This is a genomic window from Streptomyces sp. NPDC057950, from assembly GCF_042887295.1.
Classification (GTDB): Bacteria; Actinomycetota; Actinomycetes; order Streptomycetales; family Streptomycetaceae; genus Streptomyces; species Streptomyces kaempferi.
On record NZ_JBHVPP010000004.1, the window covers coordinates 281,750 to 299,201 of the forward strand.

A 17,452-nucleotide genomic window follows, 5' to 3' on the forward strand; every position below is an offset into this window, starting at 1 on the left:
CAATAAGAAATCCACAGGACGCACCTAAACACGATCGGCCGTAACCCGCCAGGGGGTCACGGCCGATCATGCTCTGACCTGCTAAAACGTCACTTACTTCGCCGACCGGCCCACCAGGAGCGTGATCGTCGAGCCGTCCTTGGGCTCCTTCACGATCCGGATCTTGGTGTTGGTGTCAGTGACCTTGACACCACCCGTGGGGTTCGCCGGGTCGTAATACGAGTTCCTGCCGTCGTCGAAGACGGAGACCCCCTTCTGCGACTTGATCTTCAGCGCGACGTCGGCGTTGTGGAGCTTGAGCGCGTCCGTCGGATAGGTGCTGAAGGTCGAGTCGAAGGTCTGGATCTTGTTGCGGAGGATCGTTCCGTCGGTCCACTTCAGGGCCGTCGGGTGCGCGTCCACCGGCAGGATCAGACCCACGCCCGGGTGGGCGCTGGTGTTGTCGTCCGCCTGGGAGGTGTCCCACTTCCAGATCAGCAGACCGTTCTGGTACGGGTAGTGCTCGACCCAGTCCGGACGCGTCGTCGAGAAGCCGAAGTTGTACGGGCCGACCTTGAGGGTCTTGTCGTACGAGACGTACTGGCGGTTCTCGGCGATGTAGTACTGCGCGTAGTCGTCGGCGAAGGACGCGCCGATCCGGGAGAAGCCGGCGGCGGTCCACGCGGCGTCCGCGCTCTCCGCGTTGTCGGAGAAGAGCGGCGTGCCGTCGGCGGTGACGGTGATCTCGTCGGCCGTGAAGCCCTTCAACGCCACGCCACCGTCGCTCTGGTAGCGGAAGCGCAGGTCGATCTTCTTGCCCGCGTAGGCGTCGAGCGGGAACGACAGCTTCTTGTACGCGTCCACGGAGCCGGTCAGCGCGGGCTTGCCGCTGCCGTCACGCGGGATCGCGGCGCCGCCCACCGTGCCGTCGAGGGCGGTCCAGTTGGCGCCGCCGTCGGTGGACACCTCGGTGTAGAGGTAGTCGTAGTCCTGCTCGATGTCGTACCAGCCGTCGAGCGTCAGCGTGGCCGCGGCCTTGCCGGTGAGGTCGACCGATCGGGTCAGCGTGTTCTTGAGGTCGTTGCCGCTGCCGCTCCACCACTGGGTGGCGCCCTGCGCCGGGGTGACGACGGTGGTGGTGACCTTCTTGTCGGGCAGCGAGACCACGAGGGCCTGCCTGTTCTTGGTGTTGTACTCGGCGACGCCCAGCTTGTGCTCCGACGTCACGCCGGCCTTGGCGCGGTCGTAGTCGAGCCAGCCGAGCTGCAGCTTGTCCCAGGCGTTCATGTCGCCGGGCAGGTCGCCGATGGCGTTCTTGCCGGTGCCGAGCCAGGAACCGGCCGACATCAGCGTCCAGAATCCGGTGCCGTTCTCGCCGCCGCCGGAGGTGTCGTACTCGTCCGGGAGGCCGAGGTCGTGACCGTACTCGTGGGCGTAGACGCCGAGTCCGCCGTTCTCCGGCTGGATGGTGTAGTCGCCGACCCAGATGCCGGTGTCACCGATCGCGGCGCCGCCGAGCTTGTTGCCGACCGGGCCGGTCGCCCCGGCGTCGGTGCCGAACGCGTACCAGCGGTGGGCCCAGATCGCGTCCTCGCCCTGCGCGCCGCCGCCCGCGGACTCGTCCTCACCGGCGTGCACGATCTGGAAGTGGTCGATGTAGCCGTCGGGCTCGTTGAAGTTGCCGTCGCCGTCGTAGTCGTAACGGTCCCACTGGTCGTACTGGGCGAGGTCCGCCTTGATGGCTGCGTCGGACTTGCCTGCCGCCTTCTGGTCGGCGACCCAGGCGGTGACGCCGTCCTGGACCGCGTACCAGGCCCCGGTGGACGCCTTGTTGGAGCCGTAACGGGCCTCGTTGTAGGGGACCTTGACCCAGTCGGTGACCTCGCCGTCGACCGAGTAGCGGCCCGAGGACTCCTTCTCGTAGTACTTCTTCAGCGACTCGGAGTTCTTGCCGGTGCCGAAGTACAGGTCCTGGAAGTGCTTCTGGTTGTAGTCCGCCTGCCAGGCCGTGCTGTTGTCCTTGGCACGGTCGGGCGCGGCTATCTTGTTGTGCAGCGGGCCGGCGGTGCCGCCGTAGCGGCTGTCGACCTGGTCGCCGAACTCGACGAGGATCGTGAAGATCCGGTCGGTCTTCTCACGGCCGAGCTCGACGTACTTGCTCTTGCCCTTGTTCTTGCCCTTGAGCTGGACGACGTGCGAGCCGTTGCGGTCCTGGACCTTGGCGTCGCCGGATATGACCTGATCCAGGGCTTCCTTGCGCTGTGCGTCCTGGGTCTTGCTGAGCGGGCCGTCGAGGTCGTGGTCGACCTTGTTCCTGGCCGGCTGCGGGTCGTGGCGCTCCACAGCCGCCGACGACGGTGCGCCGTCGGCCTGCGCGACGGCGAACGTCGAGAACGTGGCGGTGGCCGCCGCGAGGGCGACGCCCACCGCGGCTGCTCTGAACGTCCATGGTCTGCTGGTCACTTGAAATCCTCCCCCGCGTCCGTCCGCGCGGATGGGGGGATCCCGGTGTCATGGTGCTCCGCGCGCGTATACGCGTGTCAAGTGACGACAGTTGACCGGAGTTACCAAAGAAAAGACAGATCTTGACTTGCACAAGTCAACTGCACTATGCAGGAGCACCCGTTCGGTATCCGAACCGCTCGGAACGCCCCCAACAGGCGCGTCCGCACGTCCACTTGATGGACGCGGTGACTCCGTGCGCCCCCTGTGCACCGGCACCGTGGGTTAGGTCACGCTTACCGGGCGTTCCAGTCGGGCATGCAGGCGAATAGAGTCGATTGCCGCGCCGTTGGAATGTCAACGGAACGACAGGTCGACAGCGTTGTCGCCCCACGATTCACCGTTCCGTCCGAGCTCGCGGCTCCACCCGAGTTCGCCGCACGACCCGAGTTCGCAGCTCCACGCCCGTTGTTGTCCGCATCCTCCCCCATCTCGAGAGGCACGGGGGGAGTACCCCCACCCCGAGGAATCGCCATGCCTCGTCCGACCGCCGCACAGCTCGCCTACGGTTCCTGCACCGTGATCTTCTCGACGCTCGCCATGCTGCTGCTGTCTCAGACGAGTTCGGGTTTGGGGATCGCGGTGATCACCCTCTCGGCACTCGCTCTCGGACTGCTCGTCGCCGTAACGGTTCCGCTGCCGAAGCGCGCACCGTCGGCCGTCGCGGCCCCCGCCGTCCGGACGCGGGTTCCGGTGCGGCGCGAGACCGCTTCCGTCGCCGCGTCCGTCTCCGTGTCGTCCGAGCCCGTTCACGAACCGGCGGGTCCGTGACCCCACGCACGTCCGGCGGGCCCACGAAGCGCGGACCCGCCGTCCCGGTCAGCCGTCTCCTCGTGGAGTGCGGCTGATCGCGTGTGTCAGCCGGTGGCCACCACCACCGTCTTGGCCGCCTTGTCGTGCAGACCCTGCTTGTAGGGCTTGTCGAAGAAACTCCAGCCGCCCGCGATCGCGGTCCAGATGCACGCGCAGCAGAACGCGAACGGGATCCACAGCACCAGCGCGCGGATCAGCGAGGTCTGCGTGGAGGGTGTGGCGCCGTTGTCCAGGTCGGCCACCCGCATGTGGAACAGCTTCATGCCGAGGGTCTGCCCCGACTTGCGGATCAGGAAGGTGTCGTAACCGGTGTAGAGCACCGCGGCGATCACGGACTGCCCGAGGCCCTTGCCGTACTCGACCCGGTCCGCGTTCACGTTGTACTCGGTGACCCCGAACGCCCAGGACAGCAGCCACACCACGATGCCCACGAGGATCATGTCGAGGATCCTCGCCAGCACGCGTTTACCGCTGTCGGCGAGCGGCGGCATGCCCTCCAGCGGATCGCCGCCGTAGGGGCCGCCGGAGCCGTAGGGATCGCCGCCGCCGGAGCCGTACGGACCGCCGCCGCCCGAACCGTAGGGACCGCCGCCGGGGGGCGGTGGCTGCTGACCGCCGTACGGCGGGGGCTGCTGACCGCCGTACGGCGGGGGCTGACTCCCGTACGGCGGCGTCCGGTTGTCGTGCGGGGAGTCGTACGGCGACCCCGACGGCGGCGGCGGCGAGGTGCCGTCGTACGGGGAGCCGCCGCCCTCAGCCGGCGGGGGCTGCTTCTTGAACGGGTCTTCCTCCGGTGGCTGCCCGGAGCCGGGGGGCGGCGGTTCGCTGCTCATGGCCCGAGTCGACCGCGAACCCTCCGGCTCCGCATCCCGCGAGCGGCCGTCCGGGGGACCGCACGACCCGGCGGCCGGGCGGCCGCGTCGACGCCTAGGCGGAGGGCGGCCGGGCGGCCACGAAAGTGTGGGCCGCCTTGTCGTGCCAGCACTGCCGCCAGGGCTTGTCGAACAGACACCACAGCACGCCCACGACACCGATGACCAGGACGCCGGGAACGCTGTAGACGAGCCAGCGGCGCAGCGCCGGGCCGAAGGAAGGGGGTTCGTGGCCCTCGATGTCCCGGACCTCGATGCCGCACAGCATCTTGCCGAGGGTGCGGCCCCACCGGGCGGTGGGCAACGCGTCGTAGACCACGCCGAACAGGAGCAGGACGGCGAGGCAGACTCCCAGGTAGCCCGCGGTCGTGCCGTCCAGCAGCCAGACCGTCACGGTCTGCCCGGACCGCTTGGCGGCGTCGATCTTCGCGTTGATGTGGTCGATCGCCTTGGTGCCCAGCGGTACGGCCGCCACGGCGGTGACGGTGGCCAGCACCGCCGTGTCCACGATCCGGGCCGCCAGCCGTCTGCCCAGAGCCGCGGGCCGTGCCGCGGAGTGGCGGCGGGCGGCGGCCTGGAACACGTCGTCGACCGGTGGCTTCCAGGGGGCGACGGGCCCCTCGTCGCCCGCGAGCCGGTGCACCTGCTGGGCCCAGGAGGGCTGCCCGCCACCGGTGCCGCTCGACAGCGGCGTGGCGGCGGGGCCGCCGGTGGACTGCTGGGGGACGGCGGGAGCCGACGGCGGCTGGGCGGCAGCGGCTCTGGCCGCCTGGGCGGCGGCCTGCCCGGCGCCGAAGCCGCCCCCGGCGCCGGAAGGGCCCTCCTCGGGCGCGGCCGCCCCCGGTGCGGCGCCCGCCGGGGCCGTGCTCCCCTCCCGCGCCCCGCCGTGCTGCTCCGTGCGCGGGGAGCGCGCGCGGAAGGTCATGGTGCCCTCGGTGGGGACGGGGTCCTGGGTGCCCGGGGTACCGGTGGCCGCGGACGGTCCAGGAGCCGCCTGCCGCCCCGGACCGGCGAACCGCGCGCCGCGCGCTGCGGCCGCGCCTGCGTCCGTCGCCCCCGCGGGGCCGCCCGTCGCGGGCCGGCGGTGGAAGACGAAGGTGCCGTCGGGCGCCGGGGACCGCGAGCCGGCCGCCCGGTCCGTGGGCTCGATCGTCGCCGTGCCGTCCGTGTGCGGGGTCTCGCCGCCTGGCGGCCGGACCGCTTCGGCGGGCTCCGCCGCGCGCGGCAGACGCGGGTCGGCTCCCTGCGGCGCCCCCCAGGACACCCGCCGGTCCTGCTCGCCGCCGAAACCGGACTGCCGCGAGCGGTCGGCGCCCCACGCGGTCGCGGGCTCGGGCCTGCTGCCGTGCTGCGCCTCCGCCGGGGTCACCCGTCGCGGCTCGGCGGCCGGCCCGGGGTCCTCGTCGAAGAAGTGCGGTCCCGTCTCCTCGGTGGAGGCCGGTGCCGGAGCGGGTACGGGAGCCACCGGGCGTGTGCCGGGCGGCGGCCCGAGCGGCACGCCGTCGGACGGCGCGGGACGGCTCGTGCCCGGTACCCAGGCAGCACCGTTCCAGTACCGGACATATCCAGGAATGGAGGGGTCCGGGTAATACCCTTCGCGGGGCCTGTCGTCACCGGGTGCCGGGGTTGGGGCGCTCATGTCCGTCGTCCCGTATCTGCTCGGGGGTCTTTTTGGGGCTCCACATCTACCAGACCCGCGCCCCCGTCAGCGGCGCTCCCGCGGTACCCACCTCTTTCGGGCAAGGATCCGCCACTTCCGGTCACCGCCCGCACGGTCGGCCCCGGCGCGCCCGCCAAAAGATTTCCCCGAACCCGCGTAATGGTTCCGCGCCACCGCGCTCTCCACTCGTACGGACCCGCCCCGGAGGCCCGTAGACGAAGGGAAGCGCACCGACATGCACACCGTGGTGGAACGCGAACTCGAACTGCGCCTCGTCCTGTCCCCCGAGCACAGCATCCCCGTACCGGCCCGGCTCAGCTACCGCTCCGACGACCCGTACGCCGTCCACATCACCTTCCACATCGGCTCGGACCATCCGGTCAGCTGGACCTTCGCCCGCGAACTGCTCGTGGAGGGGGTGTTCCGGCCGTGCGGGCACGGCGATGTGCGCGTGTGGCCGACGAAGGTCGGGGGACGGGGCGTCGTACTGATGGCGCTCACCTCACCCGAAGGCGACGCGCTGCTGGAGGCGCCGGCCGCGCAGGTGTCCGCCTGGCTGGAGCGCACCCTGCGGGCGGTTCTGCCGGGGTCCGAGGGCGAGCGGCTCGGCATCGACGACGGCCTCGCCGAGCTGCTCGCTCCCTCCCCCAGGCTCTCGGCCTCTCCCCCGTGTTCGGCCTCGTGCGAGCGCGGGGACCTCCAGGACCAGCCGGGATCCGCGTCCGCCGACGAGTTGTGGCTGCGCGACCCGTGGCCGTCGGACGAGTCGGAGGACGGGGAGTGAACCGGGCTGGGCACGGCGGCGCACCCGCCCCGGCCGGATCCGGTGCCCTGACGGGCTCCGGTGCCGCGGCGCCAGGACGTGTCACGAGAGTCCCGCCTGCCGCGACACGCCCTAGAACACCTTGCCCGGGTTGAGAATCCCCAGCGGGTCGAACGCGGCCTTGACGGCGCGCTGCATCTCCACCCCGACCGGCCCGATCTCGCGCGCCAGCCACTCCTTCTTCAGGACGCCGACCCCGTGTTCGCCGGTGATCGTGCCGCCGAGTTCCAGTCCGAGGGCCATGATCTCGTCGAAGGACTCGCGGGCGCGCCGGGACTCGTCGGGGTCGGTGGCGTCGAAGCAGACGGTGGGGTGGGTGTTGCCGTCGCCGGCGTGCGCGCAGACGCCGATGGTCAGGGAGTACTTCTCCGCGACGCGCTCGATCCCCTCGAGCATGTCGCCGAGCCGGGACCGCGGCACGCACACGTCGTCGATCATCGTGGTGCCCTTGACCGCTTCGAGCGCGGTGAGGGACAGCCGACGTGCCTGGAGCAGGAGTTCGGATTCCGCCGCGTCCTCCGCCGGTACCACCTGGGTGGCGCCCGCGGCCTCGCACAGCGCGCCCACGGCGGCGAGGTCGGCCGCCGGGTCGTGGGTGTCGAAGGCGGCGAGGAGGAGTGCCTCGGTGGTCTCCGGGAGGCCCATGTGGGCCAGGGCGTTGACCGCCTTCACCGTCGTACGGTCCATCAGTTCGAGGAGGGAGGGCACATGACCGCCCTCCATGATCCGGCAGACGGCGTCGCAGGCGGCCCGCGCCGAGCCGAACTCGGCCGCCAGCACGAGCTGTTGGGGCGGCCGCGGCTTCAGGGCCAGCACCGCCCGTACGACGATGCCGAGCGAGCCCTCCGATCCGACGAGGAGCCGGGTGAGGTCGTAGCCGGCGACGCCCTTCGCGGTGCGGCGGCCGGTGCTCATCAGCCGTCCGTCGGCGAGCACGACGTCCAGGCCGAGCACGTACTCGGCTGTCACCCCGTACTTCACGCAGCACAGGCCGCCGGAGGCGGTGCCGATGTTGCCGCCGATCGTGCACATCTCCCAGCTGGAGGGGTCCGGCGGGTAGTACAGGCCGTGTGCGTCGACCGCCCGCGAGAGCGCGGCGTTGACGACGCCGGGTTCGACGACGGCGATGCGGTCGACGGTACTGATCTCGAGGATCCGGTCCATCTTCACCAGGGAGAGCACGATGCAGCCGTCCGAGGCGTTCGCGGCGCCGGACAGGCCGGTGCGGGCACCCTGCGGGACGACCGGGATCCGCAGGGCGGTCGCGGTGCGCATGACGTGCTGCACCTGTTCGACGGTGCGCGGCAGGACGACGACGGCCGGTGTGCCGGCCTCGCAGAAGCTCGCCATGTCGTTGGCGTACGAGACCGTGACGTCCGGGTCGGTGAGGACCGCCTCGCTCGGCAGGCCCGTCAGGAGGCGGTCGACGAGGGTGCCGGTGACGTCGTCGCGCGGGGCTTCGATACGGCTCATGATCACAGCGTCGCACTCGGGGCCATCGGTGTGAACCCCGTCTGCCGCACCCTTCGTGTGCCGGGATGTGGTCGTCGTACTGGCGCATGGTGAGCGGCATGGAGACCGAACAGCGACAGCCGATCCTCACCGGGCCGGAACCCCGCGTACGCTCCGGGCGGCGCCGCTCCCGTGCCGCCCGGCGCGCGCTGATCGGCGTGGTCGCGGGCTGTGCCGTCTTCGGCGGGGCGATGGTGATGCTGCCTTCCGGCGGGTTCACTCCGACGCCGGCCGCCCCGGGGCCGGTGGCCGGGGCGATGACGGCGGTGACGGCCGGGGTGCCGGTGTCGCTGCGGGATCTGGCGGCGCTCGTCGGCGACCGCGAGGCGTATCTGCGCACCCATCCGCGGGACGCGGAGTCCTGGGCGGTCCTCGGGACGGCGTACGTGGAGCAGGGGCGGCGCACCGCCACGCCCGGATACTTCCCGAAGGCCGAGCGGGCGCTGCGTACGTCGCTGGCGGCGGGGCCGACCCGGAACCTGGCCGCGCTGCGGGGGCTGGCCGCGCTCGCCAACGCCCGCGGCGACTTCCGCAAGGGCCGCGAGTGGGGGGAGACGGCGCGCAAGCTGGCGCCCAAGGAGTGGACGACGTATCCGCTGCTGATCGACTCGTGCCGGGGCCTCGGCGACTACAAGGCGAGCCGCAAGGCGCTGGAGAAGCTGCAGGCGCTGCACTCCGGGCCGCCGGTGCTGGCCCGAGCCGCCCAGGTGTACTGGGACCGGGGCTGGCGCGAGGACGCGGTGGCGGCGCTCTCGGACGCGGCGGCGGGCGCGCGGACGTCGACCGAGCGGGCGCTCTGGCTGACGGAGGCCGGCCGGCTGGCGTCGGAGCGCGGGGACCGTGAGCAGTCGCTGCGCTCCTACGAGGGCGCGCTGCGCGTCGACCCGGCCGAGCCGGCCGCGCTCGCCGGGCGGGGGCGTGCGCTGGCGTCACTCGGGCGCGTGCCGGAGGCGCTTCGCGCGTATCAGGCGGCGTTCGCCGGGCGGCCCGCGCCGGGGTACGCGCTGGAGCTGGGCGAGCTGTACCAGTCGCGGGGCCTCGACTCGGCGGCGCGGGCGCAGTACGGCCTGGTGCGGACGCGGGTGCGGACGGAGACCGCGGGCGGTGTCGACGACGCGCTGGTCCTCGGGCTGTTCGAGGCGGACCACGGGGATGCGTCGGAGGCGGTGAAGCGGCTGCGCGCGGAGTGGAAACGGCAGCCGGGCATCGGCGTCGCGGACGCGCTGGGGTGGGCCCTGCACCGGGCCGGGAAGAACAAGGAGGCGCTGAGGTTCGCGGAGCGGGCGACGGACAAGGAGCGCGGCGGCGGGGTGCGCAGCGCGCTGTACGTCTATCACCGGGGGCAGATCGAACGCGGCCTGGACATGACCGGGGCCGCCCGCCGGCACATCGCCGAGGCCCTCCAGATCAATCCGTACTTCTCCCCCCTTCTCGCCCCCCTGGCCCGGCGGACGCTGGACGCGATGGGCGAGCCGTCCACGTCGTCCGCGTCGCTCCCGAGCGAACTGGAGGAGGACCCGGCGTTCCCGGAACCGGAGGTCCCGGAACCCGACCGCACCTCACCGGCCGCTTCCGCGCCCGCGCCCCGCCGTACCGCCCCGCACTGACCGGGCGGGGGGCGGTACAAGCGGTACGGCGGTAGGTACGGCGGGCGGGCGGCGCCGCGAGGCGTCGCTACAGGTTGCCGCGCTTCTCCTGCTCGCGCTCGATCGCCTCGAACAGGGCCTTGAAGTTGCCCTTGCCGAAGCCCATCGAGCCGTGCCGCTCGATCATCTCGAAGAAGACGGTCGGACGGTCCTGGACCGGCTTGGTGAAGATCTGGAGCAGATAGCCGTCCTCGTCGCGGTCGACGAGGATCTTCAGTTCGCGCAGGGTGTCGACGGGGACGCGGGTGTCGCCGGCCCACTCGCCGAGGGTGTCGTAGTACGAGTCGGGCGTGTCGAGGAACTGGACCCCGGCCGCGCTCATGGTCCGTACGGTCTCGACGATGTCGTTGGTGTTCAGCGCGATGTGCTGGACACCCGCGCCACCGTAGAACTCCAGGTACTCGTCGATCTGGGACTTCTTCTTCGCGATGGCCGGCTCGTTGATCGGGAACTTGACCTTGAGCGTGCCGTCGGCGACGACCTTCGACATCAGGGCGCTGTACTCGGTCGCGATGTCGTCGCCCACGAACTCCTTCATGTTCGTGAAGCCCATGACCTTGTTGTAGAAGCCGACCCACTCGTTCATCCGGCCGAGCTCGACGTTGCCGACACAGTGGTCGACGGCCTGGAAGGTGCGCCGGGCGGGCGGCTCGACGATCGGGGCGGCGGCCGTGTACCCGGGCAGGTAGGGACCGTCGTACCCGGTCCGCTCGACGAGCGTGTGCCGGGTCTCGCCGTACGTGGCGATAGCGGCCAGCACGACGGTGCCGTTCTCGTCCTTCAGCTCGTACGGCTCGGTGAGCGGGCGGGCGCCGTGCTCGACGGCGTACGCGAACGCGGCGCGTGCGTCCGGGACCTCGATGGCGAGGTCGACGACCCCGTCGCCGTGCGCCGCCACGTGCTCGGCCAGGAAGTGGCCCCAGGGGGTGGAGGGCCTGATCACGGAGGTGAGGACGAAGCGCGCGGAGCCGTTCTCCAGGACGTACGACGCCGTCTCGCGGCTGCCGTTCTCCGGCCCGGAGTAGGCGACCAGCCGCATGCCGAACGCGGTGGAGTAGTAGTGCGCGGCCTGCTTGGCGTTGCCCACGGCGAAGACGACGGCGTCCATTCCCTTGACCGGGAAGGGATCGGCCTGCCGGGCGGTGTCGGGAGTCTGGTCTGGGTTCGCGTCGATGAGGGACATGGCCGCAGGCTCTCGCCCTTCCACAAGGTGCGCAATAGTTTGTGTATCGGCTGGGCAATGTGTTCAGCGGTCCGCCCCGAACAGCGGGCGGTCTGTACAGGATGACCACTCCGGAGGCGCGCATGGCGATCGATCATCTGGACGGCCGGCTCATCGTGCTGCTGGCGCGGGAGCCGCGGATCGGCGTCCTGGAGATGTCCCGGCGGCTGGGGGTCGCGCGCGGCACGGTGCAGGCCCGTCTGGACCGTCTTCAGTCGAATGGCGTCATCCGGGGATTCGGTCCGCAGGTGGATCCCGCCGCGCTCGGATACCCCGTGACGGCCTTCGCGACGCTGGAGATCCGACAGGGGCAAGGCCCCGACGTACGGGCGCACTTGGCGACCGTCCCGGAGGTGCTGGAGCTGCACACGACCACCGGCAGCGGGGACATGCTGTGCAGGCTGGTGGCCCGCTCGAACGCCGATCTCCAGCGGGTGATCGACCGGGTCGTCGGTTTTGATGGCATCGTCCGGGCCTCCACGGCGATCGTCATGGAGAACGCCGTGCCGCTGCGGATCATCCCGCTGGTGGAACAGGCGGCTGCCGAGCACTGACCGACGACAGGGTGAGGCGGCGTGAACTTCTGGGAGTACCTGAGCAACCGCCACCAGCAGTTGCTCATGGACGCGTACCAGCACGCCAGCGTGGTCTTCCAGTGCATGGTCGTCGCGACCCTCATCGGCGTGGTGCTCGGTGTGGTCACCTACCGCAGCGAGTGGGCGGGCGGCCTCGCCACGATCACCACCTCCACCGTCCTGACCGTCCCGTCGCTCGCCATGATCGGTCTGCTGATCCCGATCGTGGGGCTGGGTGTCCCGCCCACCGTGATCGCGCTGACGCTGTACGGACTGCTGCCGGTCGTACGCAACTCGATCGTGGGCCTGCGCGGGGTCGACCCCGCGCTGGTGGACGCCGCGAAGGGCATCGGCATGTCCCGGGTGGCGCGGCTGCTGAAGGTCGAGCTGCCGCTCGCCTGGCCGCCGATCCTCACCGGCATCCGGGTCTCCACACAGATGCTGATGGGCATCGCGGCCATCGCGGCCTACGCCTCCGGGCCCGGCCTCGGCAACGAGATCTTCCGGGGCATCGGGTCCCTGGGCAGCAAGAACGCGCTCAACCAGGTTCTCGCGGGCACGGTCGGGATCATCATCCTGGCGCTGCTGTTCGACGCCGCGTACGTGCTCGTCGGGCGGCTGACCATCCCGAGGGGGATCCGTGGCTGAGACGACCGAGGCCGGGCGGGACCGGCACGCCGCCGATGTCGCGCACACGTCCACGACCGGCGCCACCATCGAGCTGGAGCACCTCACCAAGCGCTATCCGGGCAGCAGCGACCCCGCCGTGGACAGCGTCAACATGGAGATCAAGGCGGGCGAACTCGTCGTCTTCGTCGGTCCTTCCGGGTGCGGCAAGTCCACCACCCTCAAGATGATCAACCGGCTGATCGAACCGACCGGCGGCCGCATCCGCATCGGTGGCGAGGACGTCACCGACATGGACCCGGTGAAGCTGCGCCGCAGGATCGGGTACGCGATCCAGTCGTCCGGGCTCTTCCCGCACATGACGGTCGCTCAGAACATCGCCCTCGTACCGAAGATGACCGGCTGGTCGAAGTCGCGGATCCGGGCGCGGGTCGAGGAGATGCTGGACCTGGTCGGCCTCGACCCGGGCGAGTTCCAGGGCCGCTATCCGCGTCAGCTCTCCGGCGGCCAACAGCAGCGGGTGGGCGTGGCGCGGGCGCTGGCCGCCGACCCGCCCGTCCTGCTCATGGACGAGCCCTTCGGCGCCGTGGACCCGATCACCCGCGACCATCTCCAGGACGAGCTGATCCGGCTCCAGCGCGAGCTGCACAAGACGATCGTCTTCGTCACGCACGACTTCGACGAGGCGATCAAGCTGGGCGACCGGATCGCCGTCCTGCGCGAGCGCTCGCACATCGCGCAGTTCGACACCCCGGAGGCGATCCTCACCAATCCCGCCGACGACTTCGTGTCGGGGTTCGTGGGCGCGGGCGCGGCGCTGAAGCGGCTCAACCTCACCCGGGTGCGGGACGTGGAGATCACCGACTATCCGACGGTCACCGTCAACGACCGGCTCCAGGAGATCTTCAACAAGCTGCGGAGCAGCGGGACGAACGAGATCCTGCTCCTCGACAAGCGGCGCCGTCCCTACAAGTGGCTGCGGCGCGGCGACCTGATGCGGGCCAAGGGTTCGCTGGCGCGGGCGGGCACGCTGGTCCACGACACGGTGACCCGGGACGCCACGCTGCGGGACGCGCTGGAGGCCGTGCTCACCGACAACACCGGCCGGGTCGCGGTGACGGGTCGGCGCGGCGAGTACATCGGTGTCGTCGACATGGAGACGCTGATGAACTCCGTGCACGAGCTGCTGGAGGAGGACCGGCTCGAGGCGATGGAGCACCAGCACGAACTGGAGGACGCGCGCGCCCAGCAGACCCACTTCGAGCAGGAGGGTCCGGGCGGGGAGGCGAAGGCATGAGGACTCCCCCGCCCGGCCGCAGGCCCGAGGGCGAGCACGAGGTCAAGGGGCTCGCGTTCCGGGACGACGGCGCGTTCCCCGACGACGAGATCCTCCCCGGGGACGCCGGTCTCCCGGACGAGCTGGAGCCCGTGCCGCCGCCCGCCGCGCCGCGGCGCCGGATCACCTGGCAGAAGCTGACGGTCCTGCCGGCGGTGCTGGCGGCCGTGCTGCTGGCCACCTGGCTGTGGTTCCAGCAGGCCACCCTCGACCCCATCTCGAGGAACGCGCTGTCGAACGGGCAGGTGCCGAAGGCCCTGTGGCAGCAGATCGAGCTGACCGTGATCTCGACGTTCTTCGTGCTGATCATCGCGATCCCGCTGGGTGTCCTGCTCACCCGCGGGATGTTCCGCAGGGCGAGCCCGGTCGCGATGGCCTTCGCCAACATGGGGCAGGCCACCCCGGCGATCGGTCTGCTGGCGCTGCTGGTCATCTGGCTCGGCACCGGCCAGAAGGCGGCCCTGATCGGCATCACCGTCTACGCCATCCTGCCGGTCCTCTCCAACACGATCGCGGGTCTGAGGGCCAACGACCCGACGCTCCTGGAGGCCGCGCGCGGTATCGGCATGTCCCCGATGGGCGTCCTGTCCCGCGTCGAACTCCCGCTGGCCGTCCCCCTGATCCTCGCCGGTGTCCGTACGGCTCTGGTCCTGAACGTGGGTACGGCCACGCTGGCCACCTTCGGCGGGGGTGGCGGCCTCGGCGTCCTGATCACCACCGGGATCACCAACCAGCGGATGCCGGTCCTGGTGCTCGGTTCGGTCCTCACCGTGACGCTCGCGCTGCTCGTGGACTGGCTGGCCTCGCTGGCCGAACTGCTGCTGCGGCCGCGGGGGCTGGAGGCGGGCTCATGAGGCGGACGGGTCCGCGCGCGCTGCTGGCCGGTGCGCTGGTGCTTCTCGCCGGCTGCGGTCTGACCAGCGGTTCCCCCATGGTCGACGACGTCGGGCCCGGCTCCATCGGGCAGGGGCTGCCGCTCAAGGGCGCGCATCTCACGGTGACGTCGAAGGAGTTCACCGAGCAGCTGATCCTCGGCGCGATCATGGGTATCGCCTTCCAGGCGGCCGGTGCGGAGGTCCTCGACCGGACGGGTATCCAGGGGTCGATCGGTGCCCGGGAGGCCGTCAAGAGCGGCGACGCGGACGGCATGTACGAGTACACGGGCACCGCCTGGATCACGTACCTCGGCAACAGCAAGCCCATCCCCGACCCGCGCAAGCAGTGGCAGGCGGTGCACGACGCCGACCTGCGGAACGGGATCACCTGGCTGCCGCCGTCCGCGCTCAACAACACCTACGCGCTGGCCATGAACCGGGCCAACTTCGAGAAGTACGGCACGAAGACGCTCTCCGACGTGGCCGCGTTGTCCAGGAAGGACCCCGGCGCGGTCACGCTCTGCGTGGAGAGCGAGTTCGCCAACCGGGCCGACGGACTGCCGGGCATGGAGAAGGCGTACGGGATGAGCGTGCCCGCGAAGAACATCACGCAGATGGACACCGGGATCATCTACACCCAGGTGGCGAAGGGGAGTTGCACGTACGGGGAGGTGTTCACCACGGACGGGCGCATCCGCTCGATGCACCTGGTCGTGATGGCCGACGACAAGAAGTTCTTCCCCAACTACAACGCGGCGCCCGCGATCAACTCCCGGGCGCTGAAGCGATATCCGGCGATCGCCCGGGTCCTCGACCCGGTGACGAGGAAGCTGGACAACACGGTGGCGCAGGAGTTGAACGCGAAGGTGGACGTGCAGGGGCAGGATCCGCACGAGGTGGCACTGGACTGGATGACGGCGCAGGGGTTCGTGAAACAGGGCTGAGACCCCGACGCGGACCCCGCGGTCCGCGGAGCCGCCGACCTGTTCCTGCACGAGGTCGCGAACAACCACACCCGTGAGCTGTCGACCTGGATCGCCACCCGGAGCGACTGGCCCGACGCCTGGTCCGGGGCCACCGACATGAGCGACATGACGGTACGCCTGACACCCGGCCAGGCGGCCGAACTGGTCACGAGGATGCGCGAACTCCTGAGCAGCTACCGCCCGCTGGAAGCCGACGAGGACGCCCCCGGCGCGGAGCAGGTACGTATCCACACGCACCTCTTCCCCTTCAAACAGACCTGAGAGGTACTCCGATGCTCGACGCCCATACGCACCTCGCCCTGCACCACGTCCGCGCCGCCGACCTCCGCGCCCAGGCCGGCGTCCACCGGCTCGCGGTCGCCGCCCGCGCACCGGGCGAACTGCGCACCCGCCTCGGCTGGTCCCTGGTGGAGGTGGGCCTGCGCCTCGCCTCCGGCCCCAGGCCCGCCGTCGCCGCCTAGGCCGCGTCCGGCCACCACGCGCCCGCCACCACGCTCCCGGCGGGCGGGGCTTTCGCCACACGTCCTAGCAGCCGGGCACCGAGCCCTTGCCCTTTTCCAGGGACACCAGTGCGTCGACCGCCCCCTTGAGCGTGGTCACCGCCACCAGCCTCAGCCCCTCGGGGAGCTCGGCCTTGGCGTCCGAGCACTCGGCCTTCGGAACCAGGAAGACCGTCGCGCCGTCCCGCCGTGCGGCCTGCGTCTTCAGCGCCACGCCACCGACCGCGCCGACCTTGCCGTCCGCGTCGATCGTCCCCGTACCCGCGACGGTGCGACCGCCCGTGAGGTCGCCGCCGCTGCCGTCGCCGTCCAGCTTGTCGATGATGCCGAGCGTGAAGAGGAGTCCGGCACTGGGCCCGCCCACGTCGGCCAGCTTGAGCGTGACCTTCACGTCGTTCTTCTCGTGCAGATACGACAGCGCCGCCTCGGTCGCCGTGTCCTGCGACTGCTTCATCTCGTCGGCGTTGTGCCGCTCGATCTCCTTGACGCTGTTCCCGCTCGGGTAGACCGAGTCGCGGGGCATCACCGCCCGGTCCGCGGCGAACCAGGCGCTGATCACGTCACCGAGCGAGACGCGCGCGTCCGGCCCGGTCGCCTCGATCGTCGTCATCCGCAGCTGTCCGCTGGTCCGGCGGACGGGCGACCCGCTGATCGTGATGACCGGGTCCCCCCTGTTCTCGCCGAGGACGTTCGCCGTCAGGCCGGGCTGCGCGAGGGAGAACGGCAGCGGCGCGAACACCGCCGTGGCGAGCAGGGCCACGACGGGAACGGCGCAGACGGCGACAGCCTTGGGGCGTGTGAGGCGAGAGAGCACGGGATCAATCTAACGGCAGTGCCCTCCCGGATCTTCAGGGCGTCGTCCGCCGTGCCGCCCGGCCGGCCTCAGCGCAGCGCGTCCGCGACCTCACGGGCCGCGTCCATGACCCGCGGCCCGACCCGCTCCGGCACGGAGTCCGCGAGCATGACGACGCCCACGCTGCCCTCGACACCGGTCACGCCGAGGAGCGGTGCCGCGGCGCCGCTCGCGCCCGCCTCCAGTTCCCCGTGCGTGAGCGTGTATCCGGGCTCGCCCACGGGTGCCTGCCGGGCGGAGAGGATCGCGCGGCCCGCCGCACCCCGGTCCAGCGGGTGGCGGAACCCGGCGCGATAGGCGACGTGGTAGTCGGTCCAGGTGGGTTCGACGACGGCGACGGCGAGGGCCTCGGTCCCGTCGACGAGGGTGAGATGGGCGGTGGCCCCTATGTCCTCGGCCAGTGCGCGCAGCGCGGGCAGCGCGGCCTCCCGTACCAGCGGATGCACCTGGCGGCCCAGGCGCAGCACCCCGAGGCCGACCCGGGCGCGGCCGCCCAGATCACGGCGTACCAGCGCGTGCTGCTCCAGGGTGGCGAGCAACCGGTACACGACGGTCCGGTTGACACCCAGTTTGTTCGAGAGCTCGGTGACCGTCAGCCCGTGATCCGTGTCGGCGAGCAGCTTGAGGACGCGCAGTCCCCGGTCGAGCGTCTGAGAGGTCTCCGCGGTCAC

The 17,452-nt window shown here is 71.1% G+C and carries 17 protein-coding genes; 10 read left to right on the forward strand and 7 right to left on the reverse strand.

Features of this window, described 5'->3' with window-relative positions:
* Nucleotides 1–93: 93 nt before the first annotated feature.
* Nucleotides 94–2,442, reverse strand: coding sequence for an immune inhibitor A domain-containing protein (locus tag ACFVTC_RS10195; protein ID WP_390126009.1), 2,349 nt, complete (start codon nt 2,440–2,442; stop codon nt 94–96).
* Between the two features lie 513 nt (nt 2,443–2,955).
* On the opposite strand from ACFVTC_RS10195, the gene ACFVTC_RS10200 reads away from it, so the two are divergent.
* Complete coding sequence (locus ACFVTC_RS10200) at nt 2,956–3,252, forward strand: hypothetical protein (RefSeq protein ID WP_168528349.1); 297 nt, start codon at nt 2,956–2,958, stop codon at nt 3,250–3,252.
* Between the two features lie 86 nt (nt 3,253–3,338).
* On the opposite strand, the gene ACFVTC_RS10205 is transcribed toward ACFVTC_RS10200, so the two are convergent.
* Both ACFVTC_RS10205 and ACFVTC_RS10210 read right to left on the reverse strand, forming a co-directional pair.
* Nucleotides 3,339–4,127: an RDD family protein gene (locus tag ACFVTC_RS10205; protein WP_390126013.1), complete on the reverse strand. Its 789-nt coding sequence runs from the start codon at nt 4,125–4,127 to the stop codon at nt 3,339–3,341.
* 94 nt (nt 4,128–4,221) lie between these two features.
* Nucleotides 4,222–5,805 carry an RDD family protein gene (locus ACFVTC_RS10210; RefSeq protein ID WP_390126016.1) on the reverse strand — a complete coding sequence of 528 codons (1,584 nt, stop codon included), beginning with the start codon at nt 5,803–5,805 and terminating at the stop codon, nt 4,222–4,224.
* Between the two features lie 256 nt (nt 5,806–6,061).
* Here ACFVTC_RS10210 and ACFVTC_RS10215 point away from each other — a divergent pair, with 256 nt between their 5' ends.
* Complete coding sequence (locus ACFVTC_RS10215; RefSeq protein ID WP_390126019.1) at nt 6,062–6,610, forward strand: SsgA family sporulation/cell division regulator; 549 nt, start codon at nt 6,062–6,064, stop codon at nt 6,608–6,610.
* Between the two features lie 111 nt (nt 6,611–6,721).
* Here ACFVTC_RS10215 and ACFVTC_RS10220 read toward each other — a convergent pair whose 3' ends face one another.
* Complete coding sequence (locus ACFVTC_RS10220) at nt 6,722–8,128, reverse strand: FAD-binding oxidoreductase (RefSeq protein ID WP_390126022.1); 1,407 nt, start codon at nt 8,126–8,128, stop codon at nt 6,722–6,724.
* A 92-nt stretch (nt 8,129–8,220) separates the two neighbouring features.
* On the opposite strand from ACFVTC_RS10220, the gene ACFVTC_RS10225 reads away from it, so the two are divergent.
* A complete protein-coding gene (locus tag ACFVTC_RS10225) occupies nt 8,221–9,768 on the forward strand; it encodes a hypothetical protein (protein WP_390126025.1) in 1,548 nt (515 codons plus the stop codon).
* Between the two features lie 67 nt (nt 9,769–9,835).
* On the opposite strand, the gene hppD is transcribed toward ACFVTC_RS10225, so the two are convergent.
* Entirely contained in the window at nt 9,836–10,990 is a 1,155-nt protein-coding gene (gene hppD, locus ACFVTC_RS10230; protein WP_329288085.1) for a 4-hydroxyphenylpyruvate dioxygenase, read from the reverse strand.
* Between the two features lie 122 nt (nt 10,991–11,112).
* Here hppD and ACFVTC_RS10235 point away from each other — a divergent pair, with 122 nt between their 5' ends.
* From ACFVTC_RS10235 to ACFVTC_RS10265, 7 genes are all read left to right on the forward strand, one after another.
* Entirely contained in the window at nt 11,113–11,583 is a 471-nt protein-coding gene (locus ACFVTC_RS10235) for an Lrp/AsnC family transcriptional regulator (RefSeq protein ID WP_187285622.1), read from the forward strand.
* Nucleotides 11,584–11,604: 21 nt separating this feature from the next.
* Nucleotides 11,605–12,252, forward strand: a complete 648-nt coding sequence (locus ACFVTC_RS10240; protein WP_390126027.1) for an ABC transporter permease — start codon at nt 11,605–11,607, stop codon at nt 12,250–12,252.
* A gap of 67 nt (nt 12,253–12,319) precedes the next feature.
* On the forward strand, nt 12,320–13,528 hold the full coding sequence (locus tag ACFVTC_RS10245) for a betaine/proline/choline family ABC transporter ATP-binding protein (protein ID WP_390126212.1): 1,209 nt from the start codon (nt 12,320–12,322) through the stop codon (nt 13,526–13,528).
* Nucleotides 13,525–14,421, forward strand: a complete 897-nt coding sequence (locus ACFVTC_RS10250; RefSeq protein WP_390126029.1) for an ABC transporter permease — start codon at nt 13,525–13,527, stop codon at nt 14,419–14,421. Before ACFVTC_RS10245 ends, ACFVTC_RS10250 begins: the two co-directional genes overlap by 4 nt.
* On the forward strand, nt 14,418–15,386 hold the full coding sequence (locus ACFVTC_RS10255) for a glycine betaine ABC transporter substrate-binding protein (RefSeq protein WP_390126031.1): 969 nt from the start codon (nt 14,418–14,420) through the stop codon (nt 15,384–15,386). Before ACFVTC_RS10250 ends, ACFVTC_RS10255 begins: the two co-directional genes overlap by 4 nt.
* A gap of 138 nt (nt 15,387–15,524) precedes the next feature.
* Nucleotides 15,525–15,689 (forward strand): hypothetical protein, encoded by a 165-nt coding sequence (locus tag ACFVTC_RS10260; protein ID WP_390126033.1) that lies wholly within the window; start codon nt 15,525–15,527, stop codon nt 15,687–15,689.
* A gap of 11 nt (nt 15,690–15,700) precedes the next feature.
* Entirely contained in the window at nt 15,701–15,889 is a 189-nt protein-coding gene (locus ACFVTC_RS10265) for a hypothetical protein (RefSeq protein WP_390126035.1), read from the forward strand.
* Nucleotides 15,890–15,953: 64 nt separating this feature from the next.
* Here ACFVTC_RS10265 and ACFVTC_RS10270 read toward each other — a convergent pair whose 3' ends face one another.
* Complete coding sequence (locus ACFVTC_RS10270) at nt 15,954–16,742, reverse strand: S16 family serine protease (protein ID WP_390126037.1); 789 nt, start codon at nt 16,740–16,742, stop codon at nt 15,954–15,956.
* Between the two features lie 68 nt (nt 16,743–16,810).
* Entirely contained in the window at nt 16,811–17,452 is a 642-nt protein-coding gene (locus tag ACFVTC_RS10275; protein WP_266699453.1) for an IclR family transcriptional regulator, read from the reverse strand.